This window comes from Actinomyces procaprae (genome assembly GCF_004798665.1).
Taxonomy (GTDB): domain Bacteria; phylum Actinomycetota; class Actinomycetes; order Actinomycetales; family Actinomycetaceae; genus Actinomyces; species Actinomyces procaprae.
In genome coordinates this window covers 2,257,227-2,281,587 of the sequence record NZ_CP039292.1, presented here as the reverse complement: position 1 = coordinate 2,281,587, position 24,361 = coordinate 2,257,227, and the positions used below count along the sequence as shown (strand labels likewise).

Genomic DNA, 24,361 nt, shown 5'->3' with positions numbered 1-24,361 from the left:
GCTCAGCCGCGTAGACGGCTGACGGCATCGACCAGGCGCTGCACTGTCAGCTCCTCAATGCCCCTCCCGGTGGCAAGGTTGAGCCGGCAACAGGCCTCGTAGCCGGATCCGAAGGCGGCGCCGTCGTTCATGGCGACGCCGGGCTCACGCCGGAAGAACTCGGCAGGGGAGACGCCGTCGGGCAGGGGCAGGCCCGAGCAGTCGAGCCAGGCGAGGTAGGTGCCCGACGGGACCGTCAGTTCCACGCCGTCGACGCCGTCGAGCGCCTGCGCCACGAGCACGGCGTTGGCGTGCACGTACTCGCGCACGCAGGCATTCCACTCCCTTCCGTCCCGCAGCGCGGCCACGGCCGCCTGAGCGCCGAGCGCCGCCGTCTCATTGGCCAGGTACCGGCACCGGGCGTTGGCGTCCCAGGCCCGGCGCGCGCCGCCGGAGGCGATCAGCTGCGCACACTTCAGACCGGGGATGTTCCAGCCCTTGGAGGCGGCGGTGGCGGTGAAGGTCAGGTCCGGGTCGGCCGCCGGCCGGGACGCGTAGGGGATATGCGTGGCCTGCGCATCCAGGATCAGGGAGCTGTGGATCTCGTCGGCGAAGACCGGCACGTGGTGCCGCGCGGACAGCTCAGCCACGGCGTCGAGCTCAGCGGCCGACAATACCCGCCCGACCGGGTTCCAGGGGTTGCACAGCACCAGCAGCCCGCCGCCGGCGGCCATGGCCGCATCGATCCCGTCCAGATCCAGCTCCCACCGCGGCGCTCCGGTCCCTCCGGCCCGGGACAGTGCGGGCACCTGAACGCATTCACGCCCGTACAGCGCCGGGATGGACAGGAACGGCATGTATGCGGGGGTCGGCACGATCACGGGGCTGCCGGCGCGCGTGTGGTGGGCGATCACCGCACCCAGGGCCGACAGCACGTCGGGCAGCAGGCTGACGTCGTCAACGGACACCTGCCAGCCGAACTCCTCCGCCTGGAAGCGGGCGGCCTCGGCCCGCGCCGCCCAGGCGGTCTCCGGTGCCATGTAGCCGTAGGAGCCGTCCGTGACCGCCCGCTGGATGACGTCTGTGACCGACGGCGCCGTACCCAGGTCCATCTCCGCCACCCAGGCGCCGATCACGTCGCCGGAGTACATGCTCCACTTCAATGAGCCCCGACGCCGCATGACCTCAGGGGTCAGGGCGTCGAAGGCGGCCCTGGTGCGCGCGGCGTCGAAGGCGGGTGCCGGTGCGGTCGGCTCGGGGACGGTTCCTTGTGCGGGGATGGGCGAAGTCATGCGCGCAGTCTATGGAAGCCCCCGCACCGCCGGGCCGCGCCGACGACGCCGGCGGGCCGGGGAGCGCCGTTGCCGGCTGAGGCGACGGCGCCCCGTGCCTTTCAGCACGGGGCGCCGCAATACCGGGGCAGTTCCGGGGAGCCGGGACTAGACCATGTCGCTGCTGCCGGAGGAGCTACCGGATGACTTGCCCGGCTCGCCGTCCTCCATCTTGGCCGGGCCCGGATTGACGATGTGGGTGTCGGAGACCAGGTCGGCAAGCTCGGTCGTGTCTACGTGCTCGGCGATGCAGGTGTAGTGCAGGGACATCATGGTGGGCGTCTCCATCGTCGTGAACACACGCATCCAGGTGATCGCCTTGATGTTCTTTCCCTTGTTCTGGTAAGAGGTCTCGACCTTGACCATCTCCACCGGCTTGCCCGACATGTCGGTCACGGTGGTGTCTGCCGTCTGCGTGGACTCGACCTCGCCGTACTCCTCCTTAAGGTAATCGACCCAGGAGTCCGCCTGGTACTGGGACTCCGCGGTGTCTCCGTAGTCCGAGTCCTCGTAGAGGTACTGACCGGACTCGAACAGGCAGTTGCCGTCGTTGCGGTCCAGCTCGTTGCGGCCATCCTCGTCAATGGTCTCCGGGTACCAGCCCTCGAAGGCGATCGGGAAGGACCAGTACGCGGCATCCTCCTGGTTCTCAACGGGGGCGTCACTGGACTTGTCCAGCGGGCTGAGACCGACGCCGGGCTTGTCATCCGCTGATGGGGTGGGGCTGGGGGAGTCCGACTCTCCGGGGGCGGCGGACTGCGACTGCGTGGTCTCGGGGGCCCTGGCGACCGGAACCTCGTCGTCGCAGGCGACAACGCCGGGCAGGGCTAGCCCGAGCGCGAGTAGCGTCACCGCGCCGCGGCGTGCGGTGAGTCTCGACCGAGGGGTTGTCGTATTCATGGGTGCTCCTGGGCTGGGATTACAGGTTCATCACGTACGTTAGCGGGCGGAGGCCGCGGACGCCATGGGGAGCGTTCCCCGTTCGTCACATTCAGCGTGCAGCGGGCGGCGGGCCGGCGTCGAGGCAGGAGACCGGGCGCACCGGGAGCAGTCCGGGAGGAGCCCCGACGCATGTGAGCCTCGGCGGCGCGGGCGGCTAGGGTTGGCACATCATGAGTGACGACACCGCCAAGGCCCCCGCCTTCACCTCGCCCGCCCCCGGATCCTCACCGATCCGCGTCCGCTTCTGCCCCTCGCCCACGGGCACGCCCCACGTCGGCATGGTGCGCACCTGCCTGTTCAACTGGGCGTACGCGCGGCACACCGGCGGAACCTTCGTACTGCGCATTGAGGACACCGACGCCGCCCGCGACTCCGAGGAGTCCTTCGAGGCGATCCTCGACTCGCTGCGCTGGCTCGGCCTGGACTGGGACGAGGGGGTGGCCAAGGGTGGCCCGCACGCCCCCTACCGCCAGTCCCAGCGCACCGAGCTGTACCGGCAGGTCGCCGATGAGCTGCTCCAGGCCGGCTACCTGTACGAGTCCTTCTCCACCCCCGCGGAGATTGAGGCGCGCCACCGCGCCAAGGGCGAGGACCCCAAGCTCGGCTACGACGGCTACGACCGCGACCTGACCGAGGCGCAGAAGGCGGCCTTCCGCGCCGAGGGGCGTCGGCCCGTGCTGCGCATGCGGATGCCGGACGAGGACATCACCTTCCACGACCTGGTGCGCGGCCCCGTCACCTTCAAGGCCGGCTCCGTGCCCGACTACGTGGTGGTGCGCGCCGGCGGCGACCCGCTCTACACGCTCGTCAACCCAGTCGACGACGCCGCCATGGGCATCACCCACGTGCTGCGTGGGGAGGACCTGCTGTCCTCCACGCCCCGCCAGGTGGTGCTGTACCGGGCCCTGATGGAGATCGGGCGCGCGCAGCGGGTGCCCGAGTTCGCCCACCTGCCCTACGTGATGGGGGAGGGGAACAAGAAGCTGTCCAAGCGCGACCCGGAGTCGAACCTGCTGATCCACCGCTTCCGCGGCATGGCGCCGGAGGGCCTGCTCAACTACCTGGCCCTGCTGGGCTGGTCCCTGTCCAAGGACGAGGACGTGTTCACCCCGGCGCAGCTGGTGGCCGCCTTCGACATCACCGACGTCAACCCCAACCCGGCGCGCTTCGATCCGAAGAAGTGCGAGGCCATCAACGCCGAGCACCTGCGCCGCCTGGAGGGCGATGACTTCCGCGACCGGCTGGTGCCCTACCTCGCCGACGTCTACCCCGACCCGGCCGATCCGGACTGGACGGCGCGCCCCCTGGTGAGCGCCACCGCATTCGGCGACCTCACGGAACGCGAGCAGGAGATCCTCACCGCCGGGGCCGCGCTGATCCAGACCCGCATCCAGCTGCTGCGCGAGTCGCGCGACATGCTCGGTTTCCTGCTGGTGGACGACGCCGCGCTCGAGGTGGACGAGCGGGCCGTGTCCCGGCTGAAGGACTCCGCCCCGCAGGTGCTCGACACCGCCATTGCCGCGCTGGAGGAGCTGCCGGGCCCCTGGTGCACTCAGGTGCTGGAGGAGGCCCTGCGCGCGGCCATTGTTGACGGCATGGGGATCAAGCCGCGACTCGCCTTCGGGCCGTTGCGCGTGGCCGTTACCGGGAGGCAGGTGTCCCCGCCGCTGTTCGAGTCCATGGAGATCCTGGGGGCCGAGTCCTCGCTGGCGCGTCTGCGCGCTCTGCGCGCCCGGCTGGGCTGACGCGTGAACGACGCGTAGCGGGCTCGCGCCCCCTGCGTCAGCTGCTCATCTTGCCGGCCTTGAGCCCCTCAATGCGGATTCCGGACAGGATCGTGTTCCACTGGGCGGCGGAGACGTTGGAGCCGCTGGCGCAGATGATCAGCACGCTGAAGTCCAGCCCGGCGTCGCCTACGGCGCGGGCGAACTTGTAGCCCTCCACGGCCTCGGTGGAGCCGTCGTCGTAGTTGAACGTGCCGGTCCAGGTCACCGAGTACCCCTCCATGGTGCCGCCGTCATCGCGCACCAGGTCCAGGGTCTCCCGTCCGGTCTCGTCGTAGTCGGTGATCACGGACTCATTCACGGGAACCAGCAGCGAGCTCATGGTGTCGTCATCCAGACCGAGGTTGTGGATGCGCTCGGAGATGTCACGCGTCTCGTAGCCGATGCAGGTGTGGTCCCAGGTTCGGTAGCCCTCGATGTTGCCTTCGTCGGAGACGGCGTCGGTGTTGACCACGGAGTCGTCCTGGTACCACACGGAGGTGTCCTCGTTGTAGAACTTCAGTGCCGGTGCGGTCCATGAGTCCTTCGTGGGTGCGGCCACCGTCGGCGCCTCGGTGCCGCGGTCGCTCAGGCCTCCGGCCGACGACGGGCTCGGCTGCGACTCGATTGTGGGGACGGTGACGGGCGTGGAGTCGCGCAGTGACAGGCCGGAGCCGCTGGCCGCGGTGGCGGCGCCCGAGGCGTTGTCGGAGCCGGAGCCGGAGCCGCAGGCGCCCAGGGCGAGGCTTGAGCTCAGGCAGAGTGCGACGGCCAGGGCGCGTGCGGCCGGGCGTGCGGACGGGAACTGAGGTGAAGTCATCGTTGCCTCCGGGAAGGGGTTGGACACGGGTTGGTAAAGCGTACGGTGGAAGCAGTCTAGGGTGCGAGGGCCGCTGTTGCACCAACTGCGGCAGGGGAGAGCTCCCCGTTCCGCCGGCGTGGATGGTTGGGGCGTCCTGGTGATGCGGGCGTCCCGCGCATCGGTCCTGCCGGTCCTGTGCGTGGTGTGTCTGCACTCACGGCGATCTGACTTGGCGTCGGGCGGTCGGCCGTGTAGATTACCGATCGCTGCCCGGGCGTTAGCCGCTCAGGCGCACCAATCTCTTGGGGTATGGTGTAATTGGCAACACAGGTGATTCTGGTTCATCCATTCTAGGTTCGAGTCCTGGTACCCCAGCCGAGTACTGATACGTCGTTGATTGACCGCCGATTCCGGGGCAAAATGCGGCCTCAGTACCTCGTACAAATTCCATATCCGAGCCCCGTTCGTCTAGCGGCCCAGGACACCGCCCTCTCACGGCGGCAGCACCGGTTCAAATCCGGTACGGGGTACGAGCCACGGTTCCCATGCGGAATCCGATGGCAGGCCCCGTTCGTCTAGCGGCCCAGGACACCGCCCTCTCACGGCGGCAGCACCGGTTCAAATCCGGTACGGGGTACCAGCGCCAAGCAGTTCTTGGCACCAGCGCGATATGAAGAGCAGACCCGGCCCTCGCGGCCGGGTCTTTTTTCACTGGTGCCGGTGCTCGCGGCGGACCAGCGCGGTCCGGTGGCGGGAGTGGCTACACTCGCAGCCGTGACCAACTTCCACAAGCTCAGTGCCCCCGGCCCGCTTCCCGACGGTGCGATGCGCATCGTGCCCCTGGGCGGACTCGGCGAGGTCGGGCGCAACATGACCGTTTTCGAGGTCGACGGAAAGCTGCTGATCGTCGACTGCGGTGTCCTGTTCCCAGAGGAGGACCAGCCCGGCGTCGACCTGATCCTGCCCGACTTCACCTACATCGAGGACCGGCTCGATGACGTGGTCGCCATGGTGCTGACCCACGGTCATGAGGACCACATCGGCGGCGTGCCCTACTTGTTGCGGCTGCGGGAGGACATCCCCCTGGTCGGCTCGGACCTGACCCTCGCATTCGTCTCCGCCAAGCTCGCCGAGCACCGCCTGCACCCGGTGCTGCGTGTGGTGGAGGAGCACGAGCAGGTCAGCTACGGGCCCTTCCAGCTGGAGTTCGTCGCGGTCAACCACTCCATCCCGGATGCGATGGCCGCCATGATCCGCACCGCGGCGGGCTCGGTGCTGATCACCGGGGACTTCAAGATCGACTCCCTACCCATTGACGGGCGCATCACCGACCTGCGTTCCTTCGCCCGCTTCGGCGACGAGGGCGTGGACCTGTTCTGCGTGGACTCCACCAACGCCGAGGTGCCCGGCATGATCGGGCACGAGAATCAGATCGGCCCGGTGCTCGACGGCGTGTTCGCCGAGTCCGACCAGCAGATCATCGTGGCCTCCTTCGCCAGCCACGTGCACCGGGTGCAGCAGGTCCTCGACGCCGCCGCCCTGCACGGCCGCCGGGTCGCCCTGATCGGTCGCTCCATGGTCCGCAACATGGGGATTGCCGCCGAGCGCGGCTATCTGAACGTCCCCGAGGGCGTGCTCATCAACGCCCGCGACCTGGCGTCACTGCCGCCGGATGAGCGGGTACTCATGGTCACCGGCTCCCAGGGCGAGCCCATGGCGGCACTGTCCCGCATGGCGCACGGGGAGCACCGCTCCGTCACCGTTGAGCCCGGAGACACGGTCATCTTCGCCTCCTCCCTGATTCCCGGCAACGAGAACTCGGTGAATCGGGTCATCAACCAGCTCATGCGCCTGGGTGCGCGGGTGGTCCACCAGGGCAACGCCAGGGTGCACGTCTCCGGGCACGCCTCCTCCGAGGAGCTGCTGCACGTGTACAACATCGTCGGCCCCCGCAATGTGATGCCCATCCATGGCGAGGTCCGGCATCTGGTGGCCAACGGCGCCCTCGCCGTCAAGACCGGAGTCGATCCCGGTCGCGTGATGCTGTGCGAGGACGGGGTCGTGGTGGACCTGGCCGACGGCAGGGCCCGGATCGTCGGCCAGGTGCCGTGCGGCTACGTGTACGTCGACGGGTCCTCAATCGGAGAGATCGACGAGTCCGAGCTCAAGGACCGCCGCATCCTCGCCGAGGAGGGCTTCGTGTCCGTATACGCGGTGGTCGAGACCTCCACGGGCACCATCCTGGCCGGACCGGATATTCAGGCGCGCGGAGTCGCGGAGGACCCCTCCGTGTTCGACGAGATCCTGCCCGATGTCACCAACGCGCTGGCCGAGGCCCTGGACAAGGGCAACGCCGACGCCCACTCCCTCCAGCAGGCGATGCGCCGCACCCTCGGGCGCTGGATCGGTCGCCGCCTGCGCCGTCGGCCCATGATCGTGCCCGTGGTAATCGAAGCATGAGCGCGCTCCGCAGCACACTGATCAGCAAGGGGAACGGTCACCGGGCGATGCGCCGCCCGGCCTGCTTCATCTCCACCGGCTCGGTCCTGATCGACCTGCCCCTGCACGTCGAGCGCATCCCCGCTCCCGGTGGGGCCGTCACGGCTACCTCCGCCGGACCGACGGTGGGTGGCGGCTACACGGTGGTCTCCGCCGTCGCCCGCCAGGGGCTGCCCGCGGCCCTCGCGGCCACCCTGGGTACCGGACCCAACTCCGCCCAGGTGCGGGAGACCATGATGCACGACGGCGTCGAGCTGCTGGTGGAGGAGCTGGTAGGCGACATCGGCACCTGCACCACCTTGATCGAGCCCAGTGGCAGGCGCACCTTCATCACCACGGAGGGGGTGGAGGCCGAGCCGCAGCTGGAGGATCTTCAGCGTCTGGAGCTGCAGGAGGGCGACTGGGTCTACGCCACCGGCTACGACCTGGTCCATCGCTCCAGCCGGGACGTACTCACCTCCTGGCTGCTGGATCTGCCCGAGGGCGTCGGGCTCGTCATCGACCTCGGTCCCGTCCAGCCGGAGATTCCCGATCACGTGCTGCTGCCCATCCTGCGCCGCACCACCCTGCTGACCGGCAATCACTTCGAGACCATGCAGCTCACCGCCCGCCTGGGCAGCCCCGAGGCGCTGCGCCGCGCCTGCCCCGACGGGCTGCTGGTGCGACGCACCGGAGTACACGGCTGCGTGATGTGGCCATCGGGAGGCGACCGCATCGAGGTGCCCGGATTCGCCCGTGACGTGGTGGACACCACCGGTGCCGGCGATACTCATACGGGCGTGCTCGTGGTCGGTCTCATGGACGGCCTCGACGTCGTGGCCGCGGCTCGGCGGGCTAACGCCGCCGCGGCCGAGGCCGTCAGCCGGATCGGCCCGGCCCGTGCTCCCCGACGAGATGAGATAGACGCGTTCCTGCGCGAGTGACCCGGCGTGGCTGGCCCGCCGCCTCGGGGACGCGCGGGTAGCGTTGCGACCATCATGGCCAATCGTCGCACTAAGACCTCGCCGCCCCCCTCCCGGCCCTCCGGCGGACGCTACCGCCGCACCGGCTGGGCGTTCGTCGTACTGGCGCTAGCCGTTGTGATCGGACTGCGCGAGTGGTTCGGTGTTTCCGGAGCCGCAGGCGGCGTACTGCATCACATCGCCGCCGGCCCCCTGGGCGTCCTCGGCATCATCGTGCCCGTACTGCTCGCGGCCCTGGGCGTGGCCATGCTGCGCGCCCGCACGCTGGGGGCGACCCATATTCGGGTAGGCGTCGGCAGCCTCGGGGTGCTCACCGGCGTGGTCGGCATCATTCACGTGTGCCGCGGGAACCCCTCCCTCGACTTCGGCATCGCCCCGCTGGAGGACGCCGGCGGACTGCTGGGATGGGTGGTCGGCTACCCGCTGGCCACGCTGTTCAGCGCGGTCGGCGCCGTCATCCTGTTCATCCTGCTCATTGCCTTCTCCGCCCTGGTGATCTCCGGGAAGACGGTCGCTGAGATCCGCGAGTACCTGGCCGAGCGCCGCGGGGCAGCGCCCGGCGGAAACAGCAGCCTCGCCACCCGCACCCTGAATCGGGTGCGTGACGCGGTCTCCGGCCCGGACCCCGCCGCCCCCACCACCAGGTTGGACGCCTACGACGGCGATGAGGCCTTCCGCAGCGCCATCGAGACCGACAAGCGGTCCCGGGGCAGTGGTCGCCGTAAGCGCACCACCCCCCGCCCCCAGGCGGCCACGGTCGCCTTTGACGCCGTCGACGCCGTCGTGCCCAGCGACGCACCCACCGACATGCTGCCCGACCCTCCGGTCGATGTCCCGCTGGAGCCCGAGGCCGACGCCGCGCCCGCGCGCCGCCGCGGGAAGACCACCAAGGGCGGCAGGGCCAAGGCGAGTGCGGCCGCGCCCGCCGCATCCACAATGCCCGCCACGCCCGTCGGCGGCGCGGATCCGGACGCCGACACCCAGGAGACCCCGGCCGTCTCGGAGGAGCAGGACTTCGCCGACGCCATCGCGCTGGGGCAGATGGAGCTGCCGGACGGCTCCACGTACAGCCTGCCCGAGGACGCGCTGCTCGAGCCCGGCCACGGCCACGCCACCCGCACCGACGCCAACGACGCGATCGTCAACAAGCTCCAGGACGTGTTCACCGAGTTCGGGGTGGACGCGACCGTCACCGGCTACACGCGCGGCCCACAGGTCACCCGCTACGAGGTACACCTGGGCCGCGGCGTGAACGTGTCCCGGGTGACCAGCCAGGCCAAGAACATCGCCTACGCGGTGGGCTCGGACGAGATCCGCCTGCTCACCCCGATCCCGGGCAAGAGCGCCATCGGCGTGGAGATCCCCAACTCCGACCGCGAGATGGTCAAGCTCGGCGACGTGCTGCGCTCCCAGGCCGCCAAGAAGCAGACCCACCCGCTGGTGGTGGGCCTGGGCAAGGACGTCGAGGGCGACTACGTCGTCACCAACCTGGCCAAGACCCCGCACCTGCTGGTCGCCGGCCAGACCGGCTCCGGAAAGTCCTCCTTCGTCAACTCCATGATCACCTCCATCATGATGCGGGCCACGCCCGAGGAGGTACGCATGGTGCTGGTGGACCCCAAGCGGGTGGAGCTGACCATATACGAGGGCATCCCGCACCTGATCACCCCCATCATCACCTCCCCGAAGAAGGCGGCCGAGGCGTTGGAGTGGGTGGTGCGGGAGATGGACGCCCGCTACGACGACCTGGCCTCCTTCGGCTTCAAGCACATCGACGACTTCAACAAGGCGGTGCGTGCCGGGGAGGTGCAGCCCCTGCCCGGATCCCAGCGCGTGATCGCCCCCTACCCCTACCTGCTGGTGGTGGTGGACGAGCTCGCCGACCTGATGATGACCGCGCCCAAGGACGTGGAGGCCTCCATCCAGCGCATCACGCAGTTGGCGCGTGCCGCCGGCATCCACCTGGTGCTGGCCACCCAGCGGCCGGTCGCGCAGGTGGTTACCGGACTCATCAAGTCCAACGTGCCCTCCCGCCTGGCCTTCGCCACCGCCTCGCAGCTGGACTCGCGCGTCATCCTGGACCAGAACGGTGCCGAGACCCTCACCGGCCAGGGCGACGCCCTGTACCTGGGTCCCGGCGCCTCCGCCCCCGTGCGCGTGCAGGGCTCGTGGGTAACCGAGTCCGAGATCCGCGCCGTCGTCGACCATGTCAAGGGGCAGCTGCAGCCCGACTACCGGGAGGACGTGATCGTCCCGGAGGTCAAGAAGCAGATCGACGAGGAGATCGGCGACGACATGGACCTGCTACTGCAGGCCGCCGAGCTGATCATCACCAGCCAGTTCGGCTCCACCTCCATGCTGCAGCGCAAGTTGCGAGTCGGCTTCGCCAAGGCCGGCCGACTCATGGACCTGCTCGAGACCCGCGAGGTCGTGGGGCCCTCCGAGGGGTCCAAGGCCCGGGAGGTGCTGGTCCAGCCCGAGCAGCTGGAGGAGACCCTCGCCTGGATCAAGGGTGAGGGGGCCGCGCCCGGCAGTGAGGATGCCGACGCCGCACCCGATGCGGGCGCCGCCGGTGACGCCGACGCGCCCACGCCCGACGCCGCGTCATCCGCCGACCGTTACGCTGCGGATCCGCTGGAGGCGGACCGGGGCATGAGCGAGTCGGAGTCCTGGGATGACCTGGCGGCCGAGGAGGACTCCGAGGACGCGTGGAGCCTCACCGGCCGCGGCGCCTCCTGGTGACCTCCGCGCCGGTCAGTGCCGGTGACGGGGAGGAGTCGGCCGCCCGCTGAGGCTCGGCGGTCTCAGGACCTGGGCAGGGCCACCGGCGGTTGTCCTGTCGGTACCGGGATCGTGTCGGAGTAGGTCTCATTGTTGACGGTGTCCATGACTGCCCGCCAGCGCCGGTCTATCTCCGCGGCGCTGAGGGTGCAGCCCGCGTCGATCTCGCCCCGCTGGGCCGCCGCCAGGTCGACGAGCCGGTGTCCACCGAGGTTGTCCACTGTGAAGGGATGCCAGTTGAGCGCCTCGACCCGGGCCTCCTGGGCGCCGTCGGTGCCGGTGGAGACGACCACGTCCGCCCACACGAACAGGCCAACGCCGGCGAGGACGGTGCCCTGGGCCTCGGACTGATTGGACAGGAAGTTCCCGGCCGAGTAGGACACCCACATGCCCCTGCCGCCGGGGCCGCCCGGGAGGAGCTCATTGGTCTGCGGAACATGGGGGTGCGCCCCGAAGAGCAGATCCACTTCCCCCGTGGCGGCGACGGCGCGGGCGTACTCGGTCTGGGCGGTCACCGGCTGCGGCAGGTACTCCTCGCCGATCTGCGTATGCAGGACGACGAGGGCGGCGCCCCGGCGGCGTGCCTGCCGTGCACGGGCCGCGACGGCGTCGACGTCGTTGAGGTCGACCGCCCAGGCGGGTTCCGCGGTGAAGCCGTTGAGCCCGTAGGTGGTTGAGATCTCGGCGACCGTGACCGTCACCCCGTTACGGACGATCTCGTAGAGCTGGTAGCCGCTGGCCGCCTCCGCTTCCGTCCGGTTGGTGCCGGCGTAGCCCATGCCATTGGCCCGGAGCGCGTCCGCCGTCGTCAGTACCCCTTCGAAGCCCTGGTCCCAGGCGTGGTTCGAGGCAGTCGCACAGCCGTCCCAGCCGGAGTCCGAAAGCGCCGAGACCACTGTCGGCAGGGTGGCGAAGACCGGGTAGCCGGAGGCGACGCCGGTGGGCGAGACCGGCACCTCCATGCCGCACAGTGCCAGGTCCACGCCTGCCGACCAGGGGGTTGCGGCTGCGATGAGCGGGGTGATGTCGCCCTGCCCGTCGGCGGTGTCCTCAATGACCGGCATGTGGGTGAGGACGTCGCCGGCATATCCGATGGTCAGCCGGATGTCCGGTGGTCGTGTAGGGCTGGGAGTTGCCGAGGCGGAGGGGGTGCGTGGTGCAGATGTGCGCGACGGAGTCGGCGAGGAGGCGCCTGGGTGGAGCGGCCCGAGTGGCCACGGCAGGCCCACAGCCAGCACGTACACCATGCCGGTGATGACGGTGCCGACTACGAGGGCGGCTCCGGTGAGGCGCGGGCGGGCGCCCCGGGATCTCGTTGAGTAATCACGACGTCGTGACACATGGGTGAGTCTACGCGCGCAACTGCCGGTGTACCGGGCACATGAGCGGGCTCGGGCGAACTAAGCTTGCTGTGATGAACGCGAAGACTTCCACTGTGCAGGAGCGAAGTGCTCCGCTGCTCAACGTTGCCAACGCGTTGACGGTGCTGCGGCTGATACTGGTGCCCGTCTTCATCTGGCTGATGCTCCAGAGCGGTGAACCGGTGCGGCTGGCCGCCACGGTCGTGTTCATCGCGGCGGCCATAACCGACAAGCTGGACGGGCAGCTGGCCCGCTCCCGCAACCTGATCACCAGCTTCGGGAAGATCGCCGACCCCATCGCGGACAAGGCGCTGACTCTGTCCGCCTTCATCCTGCTGTCGGTTGACGGACGCCTGTGGTGGTGGGTGACGGTGGTCATCATCGTGCGGGAACTGGGGATCACCGTGTTGCGCTTCATGATGCTGCGCCGCGCCGTCATGGCGGCATCCCGCGGCGGCAAGCTCAAGACGACCCTGCAGATGGTCGGCATCATCGGCCTGCTGACACCATGGGCCCTGTTCCTGCCCGATCCGCCGACCAATGCGCTAACCGCCATCGCGTACGCCGCGATCGGTGCCGCCCTGGTGGTCACCGTGGTCACCGGGGTGGACTACATCATCCAGGCCCGGCGAATCGGGCGTGCTCAGGGGGGTGCGTGATGTCCACCGATCCGGTGCAGACGGTCGATGGCGACCGTTCCACGCTCGTGGAGGCGGCGCGCTTCCTGCTGGCCAAGGCGGAGGAGCGCAAGCTCACACTGGCTGCGGCCGAGTCCCTTACCGGCGGTGAGGTCGCCTCGACGCTGGTGAGCGTGCCCGGGGCCTCGGCGGTGGTGGTGGGGGCGGTGGTCGCGTACGCCACTCGTATCAAGGAGCAGGTGCTCGGCGTGGACTCCGAGCGCCTGGCCATGACCGGGCCGGTCGACGGCGAGGTCGCCAAGCAGATGGCCGTCGGGGTGGCTCGGCTCATGGGTGCGGATCTCGGCTTGGCGACCACCGGGGTGGCCGGCCCGGGGGCGGCGGACGGCCATCCGGCCGGTACCGTGCACGTGGCTGTCGCCTCCCCCTGGGGAACGTTGGCCCGCGAACTGCACTTGCCCGGTGACCGGGAGGCGGTCCGGGATGGTGCCACTACCGCGGTGCTCGCCCTGGCGGGGGCGCTGCTGGAAGCAGCCCCGGGAGACGCTGCCAAGGCCGGCCAGGACGCCCCGCGGGATCCGCAATGAGCGGGCCGCGCCACTCCGGTATTTGGATCGGATTGCCGAGTGATGCGGCAGACCTGTATAACGCTTACTTGACCTCCAGGTTCCTCCCAGGCTTCTCGGCGAGGATCAACACAACGCCACCGGTGGAGGACCATCGGGGGCGGGAATGAATCCGGCAGATGAATGGTTGTGCCACACGATGAACAACGTGACTCACCCCCGCACTAACCGCCCCGCGCGCCCGGTCGGCCGCGCACCGATGCGGCAGGCCTCCGCGGCTGGGCGCGGCGGCGTCGTGGACAACACGACGAACAAGCATGAGAACATCCTCCTGCGCCGGGAGATCGGCGAGGTGCTCCGCTCGGTGCGCCAGCACCAGGGCCGCACCCTGCGCGAGGTCTCCAGCCAGGCACGCGTGTCCCTGGGGTATCTCTCCGAGGTCGAACGCGGTCAGAAGGAGGCCTCCTCCGAGCTGCTGGCCTCCATCTGCCAGGCGCTGGACGCCCCCCTTTCCGCGGTGCTGCGTGAGGTGTCGGACCGCATCGCCGTCGCCGAGGGCGTGGCCGTGCCCGACACCGTTCCCGACGAGCTCGTCCGCCAGCAGGGCCTGACGCTCCGCTGAATCGGATCCGGGATCCATACTGCCTGTGCCCGGGCTCGTCCGCTGCGGCGGATGGTGCCCGGGCACAGCTGCGCCCGGCGCACCGGGCTACCATGATCCGTCTGCTCTCACCTAAGGAACGCAGGAAGCAACATGAAGCACTCTGAGTTCTGGCGCGCCGTCGACGCCGTTTTCGGCTCCGCCTATGGGCGCTCCTTGGCGCAGGACCTGGTGCTGACCGGTATCGGGCGGACCTGCACTGAGGCCCTGGAGGCGGGTGTGCCGCCGCGTGATGTCTGGCACGCCCTGTGTGATGACACGGACCGCAGTGAGGCGGATCGGTGGGTATTCCGCGATGATCCGCGACGTCGCCGTCGCGACACGCGGTGAGTGCACTCCTCATTCGAACAGTTGTTCGCCTACTGTTGTCCACAGGCGGCGTTCGCGCACCCCACGTCCACAGGGGCGGCCAATGGGTCGTGAAACATGTCGGTGGTCCGGCATAACGTCGTTCGCGAGCCCCGGAGAGGGGACCCGCAACAGGACCAGCCGTATCCACCGCGGCGGCGAGCCGCATGAGAACAGAGGAATACCAATGCCCGCTGCAACCCAGACGCAGGACCGCTCCAAGGCCCTGGCCACTGCCCTCGCACAGATCGACAAGTCCTTCGGCAAGGGCTCCGTCATGCGCCTCGGCGATGACACTCGGCCGCCCGTGTCCGTCATCCCCACCGGATCCGTCGCGCTCGACGTCGCCCTGGGCATTGGCGGGTTGCCTCGTGGCCGGGTGGTGGAGATCTACGGGCCGGAGTCCTCGGGTAAGACCACCGTGGCGCTCCACGCCGTCGCGAACGCGCAGAAGGCCGGTGGCAACGCCGCCTTCATCGACGCCGAGCACGCCCTGGATCCGGTCTACGCCAAGGCGCTGGGCGTAGACACCGACAACCTGCTGGTCTCTCAGCCGGACACCGGAGAGCAGGCGCTGGAGATCGCGGACATGCTCATCCGCTCCGGCGGACTGGACATCATCGTTATCGACTCGGTGGCCGCCCTTGTGCCCAAGGCGGAGATCGAGGGGGAGATGGGCGACTCCCACGTCGGCCTGCAGGCGCGGCTGATGAGCCAGGCGCTGCGCAAGATCACCGGCGCCCTGTCCGCCACCGGTACCACCGCCATCTTCATCAACCAGCTGCGCGAGAAGATCGGCGTCTTCTTCGGTAATCCCGAGACCACCACCGGCGGCAAGGCCCTGAAGTTCTACGCCTCCGTGCGCATCGACGTGCGCCGCATCCAGACCCTGAAGGACGGCGATCAGCCGGTCGGCAACCGGACCCGCGCGAAGGTTGTCAAGAACAAGATGGCCCCGCCCTTCAAGCAGGCCGAGTTCGACATCCTCTACGGCCAGGGCATCTCCCGTGAGGGCGGCATCATCGACCTGGGGGTGGAGAACGGGATCGTGCGCAAGTCCGGGGCCTGGTTCACCTACGGCACCGACCAGCTCGGTCAGGGCAAGGAGAACGCACGCACCTTCCTCAAGGACAATCCCGAGCTCGCCGATGAGATCGAGTACAAGATCCTCGCCGCCCTCGGCATCGGTGAGCCCGGACGCAAGGCCCGTGAGGCCGCGGAGCAGGAGGCGGCGGAGAAGACTGCGGCACAGTCCGCGCCGGCCGGCGGGAAGGCCGCCGCGTCGACTTCCAAGGCCGGCGGACGGAAGAAGAAGACTGCGGCGGCGGAGGACGCCGACGCCATGTTCGGTGAGGACGCCGGCGGCTTCTGATGCCCTGGCTCACCCCCGATGCGCATGCGCAGCAGGTCGAGGCGGCTCGCGACATGGTCCTGCGCCGTCTGGACCGTTCCGCCGCCCCACGTGCCGCGCTGGCGCAGCTACTGGAGCGTAAGAACGTCGATTCGGCCATTGCCCAGGAGGTTTTGGACCGCCTGGAGACCGCCGGGGTGATCGACGACGCCGCCTACGCCGCCCGCCTGGCACGCACCCGTTTCACAGAGAAGGGTGCCGCCCGTCGCGCCATCGCCGATGAGCTGCACCGCAAGGGGCTGGGGGAGGAGCACATCCGCGCGGCGTTGGCGCAGATCGACGGCGAGGACGAGGCGACGGCCGCTGCGGCCTTGGCCCGCAAGCGCCTGGCCGCCAGCCGGGGGCTTGAGACGGCCGTGCGTCGTCGGCGGGCGCTGGCGGCGCTGGGACGCAAGGGCTACTCGGCGGACGTTGCCGCCGACGCCGTCGACCGGGCACTGGCGGAGGAGTAGCTCCGGCGTTTCCCCGTCGACGACGCACGTAGGCTGCGGCCCTGCTCGGGACCGGCCGGGGCGCCTAGGCCCGGTTGTGTTGGAGCCTGGGCGGGGGCGCGCGGCCGGGTGTCTGGGTGCGTGGCCGTCGAGCCTGCCAGTTGGACCCCTGTGCCCCCGTTGGACCCCTGTGCCCCCGTTGGACCGCCGTAGCCGCCGGTTACAGCGGTCCAACGGGGCGTGAGCGGTCCATCGGCGCGTGAGCGGTCCAACGGGGCGTGAGCGGTCCACTCAAACTCAGGCCCGCAGCCACCAGCTGCGACCAGCTCGCCATCCGCTACCAGACCACCACCCACATCGTCGGCACCGTCCCACCACCACGAACGACTCACGCAACACGACCCAGCCCTGGCGCCTAGCCCTGCCCGGCGGTGCTCGGCGGTCGACGTCACTGCTGCGCCGGCAGCAGATCGCGGTAGTCGTAGACGTCTACGAACGTGCTGTCGGAGCCGTCCACGATGCTGACGATGTGGTCCGCGTGCACCTTAACCGGGCCGAGGCTGTCCAGCTCCACCGGCTCTGAGCGGTCCGCCGGAACCAGCCAGGTGCCGCGCACCTGCGCGTCGGACAGAGCTGATGTGAGCAGCAGGGCGCCGTCGGAGAACTCCCCGGTGATCTTGGCGTCCGGGGTGGGGGCGATATCTGCCAGGCACTCCACCGACTGGTCGGCGAGTGATACACGGGCGAGGCCCGTGTACAGGGCCGTGTCGGAGATTGTCGGGTACAGGTGGTTGTTGCCCAGCTCGCAGGCACTGGTGTCCACCGTGGTGACGCCTCCGGTCCCATCCACGAGCCACAGGTCCTCGTTGTGCTTCAGCCCCAGGTGTGTGGGGCCGGGGATGTACCGGATGGCGTCACTGTCGGCGGTCAGCAGCTCGGTGGAGCCGAGCTGCACGATGTTGTTGCTGTCGTCATTCTTGTCGATGAGCGTGAACAAAGGCGCGCTGTTCCACTGGGATACGTCGCTCAATTGGAAGTCGCCCTCAGCCGAGATCAGTTCGCCCCAGGCCGAGCCGACCAAGGTGAGGTCGGCGTCGACATGCAGCACGCCGGAGGTCGTCGACTCGTCCTCCATGACGATAGCGCCCACGAAGTCCTCATTCGTGCGCACAGACGCCCCCGCAAGATCGAAGGCGCTGACCATCAGATCCTCGGAGACGGCCCGGCCGGTCTCCACGTCCAGCCAGGTGACCTGATTCGCCATGGCGTAGGTGTTCCTCAGGAAGCTGGCGCCGTCCTCACTCGGCGCGTCCGGGCCGGAGAACCACACCGAGACGACGCCGATCGCCGGGTCCAGGCTCAACTGTGCCTGCATGTCGGCGGCGCCATCGGGTACCGGAACCGTGGCCGACCAGGCCTCGGTGCCGTCCCACAGGGCACGGCGGACCGTCAAGTCCGCGGATTCGTCAACACGCGGCTGGATGAAGGTGACGCCGAGCTCGTCGGTGCGGACCGTACCCGCCTCGGCCTTGATGCTGAGGGTGGTGGCGGTCAGGCCGACCGCCTCGTAGTTCGAGTTGCCCACCAAGGGGGTCTGCGTGCCGTAAGTGGAACGACTCGGCGACGCGGCGGCGGAGGCCTCGGTGTCCGTCCCTGTGGGGGAGGAGCAGGCGGTTGCGGCGGCCAGGGTGGCGGCGGTGAGCAGCACAGCCGTGCGGCGGGGGAGGTTACGAAACAGCATTTCTATATAACCTTGGGTCAAGGAATGGGACAACGACCAGTCTAGGTGGGAGCGCGCCTGTCGTGGCAAGGCCCGCACACGGGCACCGGTACAGGTGCGGTGGCTGGCGCTGCGGATTCTCGCTGGCGTCGGCTCCGGCGTGCCGGCGCGGGGATGTGAGGCGAATCATGGGAGGTGGCGCAGGCGCCGCTTCCCTCTTGCATAAGGCAATCCTTACATTTCTCCTATGAGACGTCCTGTTGCCATCGCACTGGGCACCGTGGGCCTCGCCGCTGCTGGCGCCGCGCTCGCCCTTTCCGCCCGTCCGGCCCGCCCGCACGTGCCCGCCGTCGCCGTCGGCCCCGACCGCCACCGGCCGCCGCGCGTGGTCATAGCCGGGGGCGGCTACGTCGGCTTCACCACTGCCAGGGAGCTGCGGAGGCGGCTGAACACCGACGAGGTGGAGATCGCCGTCGTCGACCCGCGGCCGTACATGACCTACCAGCCATTCCTCCCGGAGGTGGCCGCCGGCTCCATCCAGCCCCGGCACGTCGTGGCCCCACACCGGCGCAGCCTGGACGGCATCACCATCATCACCGGCTCGGTCGCCGGCATCGATCACGCCGGCCGCACCATCACCATCACGCCCCCGGTGCCCGAGTCCACGCTATTGGCCCCCGAACCGTACCCGCTCGCCTATGACCAACTGGTGCTGGCCCTCGGCGCCGAGGCCCGTACCCTGCCCATCCCCGGGCTGGCCGAGCAGGCCCTCGGCTTCAAGCAGGTGGAGGAGGCCCTTGCCCTGCGCAACCGGGTGCTCTCCCGCATCGAGGACGCCGCCTCCACCTGGGACCACGCCCGACGCCGCCGCCTGCTCACCTTCGTGTTCGTGGGCGGCGGATTCGCCGGCGTCGAGGCGATCGCCGAGCTGGAGGACATGGCGCGTGCCGCCGTCGCCAAGATCCCCAGCATCGAGCAGGAGGACGTGCACTTCGTGCTGGTGGAGGGCACCCGGCGGATCCTGCCGGAGCTCACCGAGGAGCTGTCCGGCTACGGCCTCCAGCAGCTGCGCGAGCGTGACATCGACGTGCGCCTGTCCACCTTCCTGAACTCCTGCGTGGACGGGCACGTGGTCCTGTCCGACGGCAGCGAGTTCGACGCCGACACCATCGTGTGGACCGCCGGCGTCAAGGCCGCGCCGGTGCTGGCCGACTCCGACCTGCCGATTGATGCTCGCGGCCGCGTCACCGCCCGGCCCACGCTGCAGGTGGCTCGTGACGGCGTCGTCGTGGACGGCGCCTGGGCCGCCGGAGACTGCGCCGCCGTACCGGACCTGACCAGTGCCGACCCGGAGGCCACCTGCGCCCCCACCGCGCAGCACGCCGTTCGGCAGGCGAAGGTACTGGCCGCCAACCTGGTTGCGGCGCTGACGGCGCAGTCCGGCGAGAGCCCGCAGCTGTCCTCCTACCGGCACGAGAACCTCGGCACGGTCGCCTCGCTGGGAATCGGCAAGGGAGTGGCCCGCATTATGGGCCACAACCTGCGCGGATTCATGGCATGGACCGCGCATCGCGGCTATCACGTCTACGCCATGCCGACCCTGAACCGGAAGGTGCGCATCATGATGGACTGGTTCGCCGCCGTCGTCTTCCGCCGCGACCTGGCCAGCTTCGGCTCGGTGGCCGCACCGGGAGCGGCATTCGCCGCCGCCGCGGAGCACGATGCCCGCCTCGCCCAGCGACGTCGCTGAGCCGTCCGCCGCACCGGAATGGGCGGCCGGGTGCCCGCCGTGCGCCCCAGGTCCACAGCCCGGACGTCGATCCGGGTGCCCGACGGGCCTACACTGCCCGCGATGACTACGACCGCCACGCCTACCAGCACCGCATCCCCGAACGAGCGGACACGGGGCGCGGGCCTGCCCCGCACCTACCACGTGCGCACGCTCGGCTGCCAGATGAATGTCCACGACTCCGAGCACATGGCGGGCCTGCTGGAGCAGGCGGGATACCGCCGCGCCGAGGACGTTCCCGAGGTGGCGGCGCGTGCTACCGCGGCCGGTGACGGCGGCGCGGACGTCGTCATCATCAACACCTGCTCCGTGCGGGAGAACGCCGCCACCCGCCTGTTCGGCAACCTCGGTCAGCTCGCCGCCGTAAAGCGGGAGCGCCCCGGCATGCAGATCGCCGTCGCCGGCTGCCTGGCCCAGCAGATGGGGGAGGGGATCGTCGAGAAGGCCCCGTGGGTCGACGTCGTCTTCGGCACCCACAACATCGACGTGCTGCCCGCGCTGCTGGACCGCGCCCGCCACAACGCCGAGGCCGCCGTCGAGATCGAGGAATCCCTTAAGGTCTTCCCCTCCACCCTGCCCACCCGGCGTGAGTCGCCCTACGCCGCCTGGGTGTCCATTGCGGTGGGCTGCAACAACACCTGCACCTTCTGCATCGTCCCCTCCCTGCGCGGCAAGCAGCGCGACCGGCGCCCCGGTGACATCCTGGCCGAGGTCCAGGCCGTCGCCGCCCAGGGCACCATCGAGGTCACCCTGCTGGGGCAGAACGTCAACTCCTACGGCGTCGGCTTCGGTGAACGTGGCGCCTTCGCCGGCCTGCTGCGCGCGGCCGGGAGCGTGGAGGGCATTGAGCGGGTGCGCTTCACCAGCCCGCACCCGGCGGCCTTCACCGACGACGTCATCGACGCCATGGCCGACACGCCCGCGGTCATGCCGAGCCTGCACATGCCGCTGCAATCCGGATCGGACCGGATACTGCGCGCCATGCGCCGCTCCTACCGAACCCGCCGGTTCCTCGACATCCTCGAGCGCGTGCGCGACCGGATGCCGCAGGCCGCCATCACCACCGACCTGATCGTCGGCTTCCCCGGTGAGACCGAGGCGGACTTCCAAGCGACCCTCGACGTCGTGGAGCAGGCCCGCTTCGCCTCCGCCTTCACCTTCGAGTTCTCCCCACGCCCGGGCACCCCGGCCGCGGGCATGCCCGACCAGGTGCCGATCGAGGTGGTCAAGGAGCGCTACGCCCGACTGGACGAGCTCGTGCGCCGCATCACCCGGGAGGAGAACGAGCGTCAGGAGGGGCGCATCGTCGAGATCCTCGTGGCCGAGGGCGAGGGCCGCCGCGACCGGGCCACTGCACGCATCTCCGGTCGCGCCGCCGACAACCGCCTGGTGCACGCCGCCCTGCCGGCCGGACTGGCTGCGGACGACTACGCCGCCGGCGCCCCGCGACCCGGAGACATGCTCACCGTCCGCGTCACGCACGGCGCCCCCCACAACCTCATTGCCGACTCCGCCCGCTGCGGCGTCGCGGCCGATGGGGCGGCCGTGGATGGTGCGGGCCGAGGTGCCGGGGACCGCATCTGGCTGGACGGCGGCCCCGCCCTGTTCGAGGTGCGGCGCACCCGGGCCGGGGATGCCTGGGAGCGCCGTCGCCGTGAATCCCACGCCGAGCCCGAGCCGGATGCGGCGCCCGTGGCCATTGGTATGCCGACGCTCCGTCCCGGGGCGCATGGCATGAGGTAGGTCGTCTGCACCGCTTCGCGACCACGAATAGTGATGCCTTGAGGGCGCGCATTGTGAGCGACTCGGAGTCGCCGGGTGGACCCGTGGGAGTTGACAGTCACGCGGTGTACTGACACACTAAGTGTGTTGGTACACTGAGTGGGAGGTCGATGATGTCGACATTCGTCGTTTGGGTGCTCATCGCCGCCGTCTTATTCCAGCTGCCCGCCGCGAGCGCACTCCGGGATGGCCCCGGCCGGGATCAACACACCGAGGAGTACCTCGGCGGACAGGGGCTCGTGCTGCCGCCCGACCTTCGGCAGCAGGTGCTCTCGCGCCTGCGCCTGCGGTCGCATACCGCCGTCGCCTGGGGCTGGGGCGGCTGGGCAGTGGGGGTCGCGATGGCCGCGGCGGCCCAGGCGTTCGGCGCCGTCCACCTCGTGCCGCTCATCACGCTCCTGGCCACTGCTCTTGGGCATGCGACCGGCGCGATCATCGGCCTGATGCGGGAGGTGGTCGATCCCCTCCCAGCCGCGCCCCGGGTGGCCCGCGCCCGGGCCACGACGTGGAGGGATTACTGCGACCGCTGGGACCGTCGTGCGGCGCTCCTTGCGGTCCTGTCCATCGCTTTCGCCTGCATCGCCGCCCTGGGCGTGTGGGTGCTGACCCCGCTGCGCCCGGACGGCGGGTGGCTGGTGCTCGCGGCAGTCATCGGCGCGGGGGCGTGTGTGGGAGTCGCGGAGATGCTCTGCCTGCGGCTCGCAGCGGTCCTGGCCGATCGTCCCCAGCGGGCACACAGCGACCTCGAGCTCGCCTGGGATGATGCGCTGCGCTCGGGCGCCGTCAGGGGAGTGCTCGACGTGGTTGTTGGCACCGGGCTCCTGGCGACCCTGGTCATTCTCGGGACCTCTGCCACGTGGCTGATCGCCCCGGAGGTGCGTGCCCGGGGCATGGAGCTGACCGCGCTCCTGGGGCTGGCCGCCCTTCTTGTGGGGCTCGCCTGCTGGGCGGCGATTCTCGTGCCGTGGCAGCGCGGACGGCGGGTGCGCAACCCCTCCCTGGGGCTGTGGCGCGACCATGACCTCACGGGGCATGCGCAGGAGGGGCGGGCGTGCTGACGGTCGACGCCTCCGGCCGGACACCCCCCTACGAGCAGATCCGGGACCAGTTGAGGGCGCAGATCGTCACCGGGGAGATCGACGTCGGGACGAGGCTGCCCTCGGTACGTCGGCTCGCAGCGGACCTCGGGGTCGCTCCGGGGACGGTTGCCCGGGCCTACCGAGAGCTCGAACAGGCCGGCCTGGTCCGCACCAACCGGCGCACCGGCACGATCGTCGCGCCGCCCGCGGCCGTGGGCGGGAGCAGCGCGGCCGAGCTCGCGGCGTACTGCGTCGCCGGAATGCGGGGGCTCGGGCTCACCGACGCGCAGATCGTGGCAGCCGTGCAGGACTGCCTGCGGCGCGATCTTCCGTCTCCGACCGATCTCGGTACGTAAGTTCTACCGATCTCGGTGCGTGACTTCTACCGACCTCGGTACGTAACTTCTACCGATCTCGGTGCGTAAGTTCTACCGACCTCGGTACGTAACTTCTACCGATCTCGGTGAGGGGCGGTGAAGAGTGCGGCGGGCAGGTCGTGCCAGGTGCGGGAGACGGCCGCGGAGCCGTCGGCGCGCAGCAGGGTGAAGTCGTAGTCGAAGCCCGCAGCCGCCAGGGCCGCGGGATCACTCACGAACAGCGCCGTGGCCAGTCCGTCCGCGACGGCGCAACTGCTCGCTACCGCCCAGGTCGCGATGACGGCGTTCATTCCCTGTACCGGCAGGCCCGTGTGCGCATCCAGGATGTGGTGCAGTCCCGGCCCCCAGGTGCGGCGGGAGATGCCCGAGGCGCACACCGCGCCGTCGGTCAGCTCAACGACGCCGACCACCTCGCCCTCGCCTCCGCTCCTCGCCCCGGGCCGCTCCAGGCCGACGCGCACCGGCTCGGAGCAGCGCACCAGCAGGTCGCCGCTCGCGTCGATCACGTACTCCTCCTGGTCGGCGTCCTTCAGCCAGTCGGCGAGCAGGTCGGCCAGGAAGCCCTTGCCGGCGGCGCCGACGTCGATCAGCGCCGGCTCGCGCAGCACTAGCCTGTCGCCATCGTGGCGGGCGGTGTCCGCCCAGGTGGGCCGCCCATGGTCGGCCCCGAGCCTGTGGGCGGCGCCGTCGCGCACCACGAAGCTGTATTCGGCGTCGTAGCCGAGTGCCATCAGGTCTGCGCCGACCAGCGGATCGATGCGTCCGTCCGTCGCCGCGTGCAGGCGGTCGTACAGCTCCAGCAGCGTGCTGGACCTGGCAGGCAGGCTCAGCTCCACCCCGCCGTCGGCCCGGCGGGGGAGTGCCCCGGCGGCCGCCCGCCTGACCAGCGAGCCCGGCCGAAAGCGGGACCAGACGTCCTCGAAGGTGGTGACGCGCTTCGTGATCCGCTTGCGCAGCGTGTCGGGCAGCTGAGTGCGTGTATTAACCGTCCAGTGACAGCCGGTGGCCTCGAAGCACCAGGGCCGGGAGAGGCCGCCCGGGGCGCTCGGTGCGTGCATACAACCTCCCTGACCTGGCCCGATGTCGGCCATCCGACCATGGCGACGTGTGGTGCGTCAACCAGTTCTCGCCGAAGTCGG

The 24,361-nt window shown here is 69.9% G+C and carries 20 protein-coding genes and 3 tRNA genes; 17 read left to right on the top strand and 6 right to left on the bottom strand.

The genetic code is table 11. The features are described from left to right. Positions 1–2: 2 nt before the first annotated feature. On the bottom strand, positions 3–1,271 hold the full coding sequence (locus E4J16_RS09190; protein ID WP_136192349.1) for a MalY/PatB family protein: 1,269 nt from the start codon (positions 1,269–1,271) through the stop codon (positions 3–5). 147 nt (positions 1,272–1,418) lie between these two features. Continuing rightward, positions 1,419–2,210, bottom strand: a complete 792-nt coding sequence (locus tag E4J16_RS09185) for a hypothetical protein (protein WP_136313814.1) — start codon at positions 2,208–2,210, stop codon at positions 1,419–1,421. Between the two features lie 212 nt (positions 2,211–2,422). On the opposite strand from E4J16_RS09185, the gene gltX reads away from it, so the two are divergent. Continuing rightward, complete coding sequence (gene gltX, locus E4J16_RS09180) at positions 2,423–3,997, top strand: glutamate--tRNA ligase (RefSeq protein WP_136192347.1); 1,575 nt, start codon at positions 2,423–2,425, stop codon at positions 3,995–3,997. Positions 3,998–4,034: 37 nt separating this feature from the next. Here gltX and E4J16_RS09175 read toward each other — a convergent pair whose 3' ends face one another. Next, positions 4,035–4,835 carry a hypothetical protein gene (locus tag E4J16_RS09175; protein ID WP_136192346.1) on the bottom strand — a complete coding sequence of 267 codons (801 nt, stop codon included), beginning with the start codon at positions 4,833–4,835 and terminating at the stop codon, positions 4,035–4,037. Between the two features lie 285 nt (positions 4,836–5,120). Here E4J16_RS09175 and E4J16_RS09170 point away from each other — a divergent pair. The 6 genes from E4J16_RS09170 to E4J16_RS09145 all read left to right on the top strand — a co-directional run bounded on the left by E4J16_RS09170 (position 5,121) and on the right by E4J16_RS09145 (position 11,020). Then, a tRNA-Gln gene (locus E4J16_RS09170) sits at positions 5,121–5,192 on the top strand. An 82-nt stretch (positions 5,193–5,274) separates the two neighbouring features. Beyond that, positions 5,275–5,347: transfer RNA gene (locus E4J16_RS09165), tRNA-Glu, on the top strand. A gap of 34 nt (positions 5,348–5,381) precedes the next feature. Next, positions 5,382–5,457 (top strand) — tRNA-Glu (locus E4J16_RS09160). Positions 5,458–5,642: 185 nt separating this feature from the next. After that, complete coding sequence (locus E4J16_RS09155) at positions 5,643–7,277, top strand: ribonuclease J (protein ID WP_136192495.1); 1,635 nt, start codon at positions 5,643–5,645, stop codon at positions 7,275–7,277. A gap of 47 nt (positions 7,278–7,324) precedes the next feature. Then, on the top strand, positions 7,325–8,239 hold the full coding sequence (locus E4J16_RS09150) for a PfkB family carbohydrate kinase (RefSeq protein WP_136192494.1): 915 nt from the start codon (positions 7,325–7,327) through the stop codon (positions 8,237–8,239). A 54-nt stretch (positions 8,240–8,293) separates the two neighbouring features. Then, positions 8,294–11,020 (top strand): FtsK/SpoIIIE family DNA translocase, encoded by a 2,727-nt coding sequence (locus E4J16_RS09145; RefSeq protein ID WP_136313813.1) that lies wholly within the window; start codon positions 8,294–8,296, stop codon positions 11,018–11,020. 62 nt (positions 11,021–11,082) lie between these two features. On the opposite strand, the gene E4J16_RS09140 is transcribed toward E4J16_RS09145, so the two are convergent. Continuing rightward, the gene (locus E4J16_RS09140) at positions 11,083–12,399 is read right to left on the bottom strand and encodes a CapA family protein (RefSeq protein ID WP_240038095.1); all 1,317 of its coding nucleotides are present in this window, start codon (positions 12,397–12,399) and stop codon (positions 11,083–11,085) included. Between the two features lie 74 nt (positions 12,400–12,473). Between E4J16_RS09140 and pgsA the strand changes: the two genes are divergently transcribed. The 6 genes from pgsA (at position 12,474) to E4J16_RS09110 (ending at position 16,496) form a co-directional block, all read left to right on the top strand. Then, positions 12,474–13,079, top strand: coding sequence for a CDP-diacylglycerol--glycerol-3-phosphate 3-phosphatidyltransferase (gene pgsA / locus E4J16_RS09135; protein WP_136192344.1), 606 nt, complete (start codon positions 12,474–12,476; stop codon positions 13,077–13,079). Then, positions 13,079–13,645: a CinA family protein gene (locus tag E4J16_RS09130; protein WP_136192343.1), complete on the top strand. Its 567-nt coding sequence runs from the start codon at positions 13,079–13,081 to the stop codon at positions 13,643–13,645. Before pgsA ends, E4J16_RS09130 begins: the two co-directional genes overlap by 1 nt. Positions 13,646–13,823: 178 nt before the next feature. After that, positions 13,824–14,246 (top strand): helix-turn-helix domain-containing protein, encoded by a 423-nt coding sequence (locus tag E4J16_RS09125; RefSeq protein WP_187271280.1) that lies wholly within the window; start codon positions 13,824–13,826, stop codon positions 14,244–14,246. Positions 14,247–14,378: 132 nt separating this feature from the next. Then, entirely contained in the window at positions 14,379–14,615 is a 237-nt protein-coding gene (locus E4J16_RS09120) for a DUF3046 domain-containing protein (protein WP_136192342.1), read from the top strand. A 205-nt stretch (positions 14,616–14,820) separates the two neighbouring features. Beyond that, a complete protein-coding gene (gene recA / locus E4J16_RS09115) occupies positions 14,821–16,005 on the top strand; it encodes a recombinase RecA (RefSeq protein ID WP_136192341.1) in 1,185 nt (394 codons plus the stop codon). Then, positions 16,005–16,496 (top strand): regulatory protein RecX, encoded by a 492-nt coding sequence (locus tag E4J16_RS09110; protein ID WP_136313812.1) that lies wholly within the window; start codon positions 16,005–16,007, stop codon positions 16,494–16,496. The genes recA and E4J16_RS09110 overlap by 1 nt, the downstream gene beginning before the upstream one ends. Before the next feature lie 427 nt (positions 16,497–16,923). Here the strand turns inward: E4J16_RS09110 and E4J16_RS09105 are convergent, their stop codons facing one another. After that, a complete protein-coding gene (locus E4J16_RS09105) occupies positions 16,924–18,216 on the bottom strand; it encodes a hypothetical protein (protein ID WP_136313811.1) in 1,293 nt (430 codons plus the stop codon). Between the two features lie 226 nt (positions 18,217–18,442). Between E4J16_RS09105 and E4J16_RS09100 the strand changes: the two genes are divergently transcribed. From E4J16_RS09100 to E4J16_RS15975, 4 genes are all read left to right on the top strand, one after another. Next, entirely contained in the window at positions 18,443–19,945 is a 1,503-nt protein-coding gene (locus E4J16_RS09100; protein WP_136192338.1) for an NAD(P)/FAD-dependent oxidoreductase, read from the top strand. Positions 19,946–20,047: 102 nt separating this feature from the next. Next, entirely contained in the window at positions 20,048–21,727 is a 1,680-nt protein-coding gene (gene miaB, locus E4J16_RS09095) for a tRNA (N6-isopentenyl adenosine(37)-C2)-methylthiotransferase MiaB (protein ID WP_136313810.1), read from the top strand. Between the two features lie 149 nt (positions 21,728–21,876). Next, on the top strand, positions 21,877–22,824 hold the full coding sequence (locus tag E4J16_RS09090) for a hypothetical protein (protein ID WP_136313809.1): 948 nt from the start codon (positions 21,877–21,879) through the stop codon (positions 22,822–22,824). Next, on the top strand, positions 22,818–23,201 hold the full coding sequence (locus tag E4J16_RS15975; RefSeq protein WP_136313808.1) for a GntR family transcriptional regulator: 384 nt from the start codon (positions 22,818–22,820) through the stop codon (positions 23,199–23,201). Before E4J16_RS09090 ends, E4J16_RS15975 begins: the two co-directional genes overlap by 7 nt. A gap of 95 nt (positions 23,202–23,296) precedes the next feature. On the opposite strand, the gene E4J16_RS09080 is transcribed toward E4J16_RS15975, so the two are convergent. After that, positions 23,297–24,280 (bottom strand): FAD:protein FMN transferase, encoded by a 984-nt coding sequence (locus E4J16_RS09080; protein WP_136313807.1) that lies wholly within the window; start codon positions 24,278–24,280, stop codon positions 23,297–23,299. Positions 24,281–24,361: the final 81 nt, after the last annotated feature.